Below are 3949 nucleotides of genomic sequence, written 5' to 3' on the forward strand. Positions count from 1 at the left end.
CCGAAACAAGGAATGTACAAAACGTTCTTTCAATATCTTAATTGTAAGATTTTAGGTTTAACGGCTACACCGTATAGGTTAGCTTCCAATAGTTTTGGTTCTTCACTTCGTTTTATAACTCGTACACGTCCTAGAATCTTTTCAGATGTAATCTATCAGGTTCAAGTAAGAACACTCTTAAATCAAGGGTTTTTAGCGGAACTACAATACTTCCAATTAGATGTAATGGATGAGCGAAATTTAAAACTCAACTCTACGGGTGCAGATTATACAGATAAATCAGTAATTCAAGAATATGAGCGTATAGACTTTTATTCTTTTCTGGTGAATACTATTCAAAGGCTTTTGAATCCTCATTCAGGACGAAAGCCAAAGGGTATTCTGGTCTTTACAAGATTTATCAAAGAAGCAGAAAGACTTACTTATTCTATTCCTGGTTGTGCCATTGTTTCAGGTGATACACCTAAGAAAACGCGTGAGATGATTTTGAGAAAATTCAAGAGTGGAGAAATTAAGGTTGTGGCCAACGTTGGAGTCTTAACAACAGGGTTTGACTATCCAGAATTAGATACTATCGTTTTAGCACGTCCTACAATGTCTCTTGCTCTTTACTATCAAATGGTAGGCAGGGCTATACGTCCTTGTAAAGGAAAGGATGGTTGGATAGTAGATCTATGTGGTACATACAAGCGATTTGGAAAGGTTGAAGATTTGGTTTTAAAAGAGCCAAAGAAAGGACAGTGGCAAATTGAAAGTAACGGAAAACAACTAACAAATGTATATTACTAATGGACAAAGAATATATTTTAGAAATGATAAAGAAGCTTCAGAAAGAGAAAAAAGAAAAACGAATTGAACCAGCTCACATAATAGATATTGAGTTACTTAATCTTGTTGTTTCTGAAGCTAGAGATTGTTTAAACATTCTTTTTAAAGAAGGTAAAATTAAAGTAACAAGAACAATCAATCACAAAGCGGTATTTGTAGATGATTGATTTAATTTAAGCTTATGGAATCAGGATTTTTAAAGCTTAGTCGAAAGTTTTTCTCTCATGAAATGTGGAAAGCAGCCCGTACGTTTTCGGAGTGCGAAGCGTGGTTAGATTTAATACAATCAGCACGATTTGAGGCAACCGTAACAATTGAGCGTATCGGAGGTAGAGATATACAATATGGACGAGGTCAATTTCCTGCTTCAATTCGTTTTCTTGCTACTCGTTGGTCTTGGGGTGAACGTAAGGTTAGAGTGTTTTTAGATAAGCTTAAAAAAGAAAAAATGATCACCACTTCATCAGCACAGGGCATGAATATCATAACCCTATGTAAATATGATGAATATAACTCTAATGACACACGTAAAGACACACCAAAGGACACAGCTAATATATTAGATTATAATAAGTTAGCAGACTTAGTGACACAGCGAATGACACACCGAGAGACACAGCCTACTGATTTAGGACACAGCGAGGACACAAAGAAGAAGAAAGAGAAGAATATAAAAGAAACTACTACTAACGTAGTAGTAAAGAAAGTCGCAGCTAAAGCTGCTCTACTCCCTCAAAGGAAAGATGATTTCTATCAGTCATTAATTCCTTTTACAGAAAAATATCCCAAGGAAATGATAAGAGACTTCTTTGACTACTGGTCAGAAATGAATATCAGTAAAACAAAGATGCGTTATGAGCAACAAAAGACTTGGGAAACCTCAAAACGATTAGCTTTTTGGGCTAGAAAACAAAATGAATATGGCAGAAGTAAAGCAAATAAGAGATATTCAAACGATACTGCAAGTATCAACTCTAGAATTAAAGGCGAAGACTGGACTGACGAGGATACAGCGAGATTTATTGCAGAATCAGAATCCATCCGCATTGGTCGCTAGTTATTCAACTAAAAATATTCAAATCAGAGAATCAAGAATTTTAGAAGATGTAGCAGGAGTAAAAAATATACCGACGTTAGCAGATCTTGCTAGAGCCTATGGGGTTAATACCTATGCAACTACACTTTTAATCAATCATTTGGCTTGGTTGACTCGATGTATGGATTCAAAGCTAGCCAAAGCACAATATACTGATATCGCCTTGATGATAGCCTCCGAATATTACTTCATCAACTTAGTAGAGTGGAACATCTTCTTTAAGCGTTGCATGATGGGGTATTACGAACAGGTAATTTGGGGTGATAAGATAAACGTGCAACAGCTAATGGCTAGTATAAGAAAGTTCCTATCAGAAAGAGCTACAGCTATATCTAAACGTGAAGAAGCTTTGCGGTTAAAAGAGAGTGAGACAATTAAAACCCAAAGTGTAAATATCGTCAAAGGTCTTGATCGAGTACGGGCTTTGCAAGCTAAAGCAAAAACGGATTATAAAGCTTTTCGAGAGCTATTTCCCAATCTTCCAACGGATAGAAGTGAGTTAGTTTATTGGAGAGCTTGGAGAGTTTTTGAGCAGAGTGTAGGTAAAATGCTTTGTGAATTTAATATTGAGAACAAATTAATAAAGAAGAACCATGAATAGAATATATGTAGTTGTAGCTCCAAAATTAAGTGGAGGAGAAATGGAACTAGCCAGATACAAAACATTAGATGAGGCAAAGGCCTTTCTAAGATTTATGTGTGGCGATGGAATAGATATGTTTATGCATCACTTTATTAGGACTATACAAATGACATAGGGTGTATTGAATAATAATTCAACTCTATTTAAAGAAAGTGAAAGCAATGATACATACTTTATTGAAAGTAAATTAAGCGTAAGTGTGTGGGGTAATTAGTGAGTATAGGACATAATTTTTAAGCCGTGTGTTTTATTGACGTTTGAGAGCAAGTAAAGCACAATAGTTCAATTTTAAATGTTTCTCTAAATTTCGTTTATAGTTAATTCATCTATTAAATTGTATCTTTAACTTTATAATAATAGATATTATGAAGAAAGAATATTTGGATAATCTAAAACCCCTGGAAGAAAAGTATAAAATAGAATTTGATTATGATTCAGATCCTAATGAAATTTTATTTTCATTTATAGATGAGGATGATTTTGATTACCAGTCTATTAACTTCGGTAGGTTAATAGAGTATACAGAGTTTGAGTATGATAAAATAGACGATTATACTATTAAAACAAGAAATATATTCCAGATTCAGGTTTCTTTAGATGAAAACTTAGTGAATCCTGAAATTTTATTTAATATAATTTTTTATGCTGAAAATTATAATGTTCAACTAGTTGATTGTCCTTTTTTAATAGGACTATACAACTCTGAACACCATTGTTATAATAGAGATTATGATATTTATCCTGCCCAGAATAGATATGCGTTTGAAATAAAATATTTAACAGATACATTTGAAAATGATCAACTGTCAATAGTTAAAAGGGTTCTTTATTATATTAATTGCAAATTTGATATAAAATTAAATTTGGAGCCACTTGATAAACCTGGGGAATATGGGTTTATAGTTTTTTAGATGATGAAGATGAGGGAAAGCCTATTGAGAGAGTTAATATTCTTGATATTCCCCAAAATATGACTTTGCTTAATTTATATAATAAGTATGCTATCTCATCTGATGAATCCTCAAAATTTTTATTTTTATATCAAATAATCGAAAACATATCAATCTCAGTAATAAAAAAAAGGAATATTAAGAAGTTTAAAGATTTATTAGATGCATACGAAAGTGTAAATTACACTTATCTTGAACGATTTTTAGAAGTATCAGATAATATTAAGAAAATTCATGATAGCAAATTAGCAGAAATAGTTTTAAAAGATTGTATATCAGATCTGAAAATATACAGTGAAAGATGTAAGCATATAATTGATATATCTGGAAAAGGAGAAATACAAAAAGACTCAACAAATATATATAAAAAGCTAGGATCTTATATATATGAGACTAGAAATAAGATAGTTCATGCTAAAAATAACTTTAAAG

At 32.4% G+C, this 3949-nt stretch carries 7 protein-coding genes; all 7 read left to right on the top strand.

Annotation, left to right across the window (positions count from 1 at the left end):
* The coding region (locus K8V80_RS05385) for a DEAD/DEAH box helicase (protein ID WP_276775938.1) at positions 1–789 on the top strand (789 nt) is incomplete at its 5' end.
* A complete protein-coding gene (locus K8V80_RS05390; protein WP_276775940.1) occupies positions 789–995 on the top strand; it encodes a hypothetical protein in 207 nt (68 codons plus the stop codon). The genes K8V80_RS05385 and K8V80_RS05390, both read left to right, overlap by 1 nt.
* A 14-nt stretch (positions 996–1009) precedes the next feature.
* Entirely contained in the window at positions 1010–1885 is an 876-nt protein-coding gene (locus K8V80_RS05395; protein WP_276775942.1) for a hypothetical protein, read from the top strand.
* On the top strand, positions 1851–2525 hold the full coding sequence (locus K8V80_RS05400) for a hypothetical protein (RefSeq protein ID WP_276775944.1): 675 nt from the start codon (positions 1851–1853) through the stop codon (positions 2523–2525). The genes K8V80_RS05395 and K8V80_RS05400 overlap by 35 nt, the downstream gene beginning before the upstream one ends.
* Positions 2518–2682 carry a hypothetical protein gene (locus tag K8V80_RS05405; protein WP_276775946.1) on the top strand — a complete coding sequence of 55 codons (165 nt, stop codon included), beginning with the start codon at positions 2518–2520 and terminating at the stop codon, positions 2680–2682. The genes K8V80_RS05400 and K8V80_RS05405 overlap by 8 nt, the downstream gene beginning before the upstream one ends.
* Positions 2683–2932: 250 nt before the next feature.
* On the top strand, positions 2933–3478 hold the full coding sequence (locus tag K8V80_RS05410) for a hypothetical protein (protein WP_276775948.1): 546 nt from the start codon (positions 2933–2935) through the stop codon (positions 3476–3478).
* 59 nt (positions 3479–3537) lie between these two features.
* Positions 3538–3949, top strand: a 412-nt coding sequence (locus tag K8V80_RS05415) for a hypothetical protein (protein ID WP_276775950.1), incomplete at its 3' end; no start/stop codon positions are given.

Source organism: Bacteroides coprosuis (genome assembly GCF_020741705.1).
Taxonomy (GTDB): domain Bacteria; phylum Bacteroidota; class Bacteroidia; order Bacteroidales; family Bacteroidaceae; genus Bacteroides_E; species Bacteroides_E coprosuis.

Excerpts from the sequence above, each read along its gene's own strand:
- K8V80_RS05405 (WP_276775946.1), top strand. The coding sequence starts at position 2,518 with ATGAATAGAATATATGTAGTTGTAGCTCCAAAATTAAGTGGAGGAGAA.
- K8V80_RS05395 (WP_276775942.1), top strand. The coding sequence starts at position 1,010 with ATGGAATCAGGATTTTTAAAGCTTAGTCGAAAGTTTTTCTCTCATGAA.
- K8V80_RS05410 (WP_276775948.1), top strand. The coding sequence starts at position 2,933 with ATGAAGAAAGAATATTTGGATAATCTAAAACCCCTGGAAGAAAAGTAT.
- K8V80_RS05390 (WP_276775940.1), top strand. The coding sequence starts at position 789 with ATGGACAAAGAATATATTTTAGAAATGATAAAGAAGCTTCAGAAAGAG.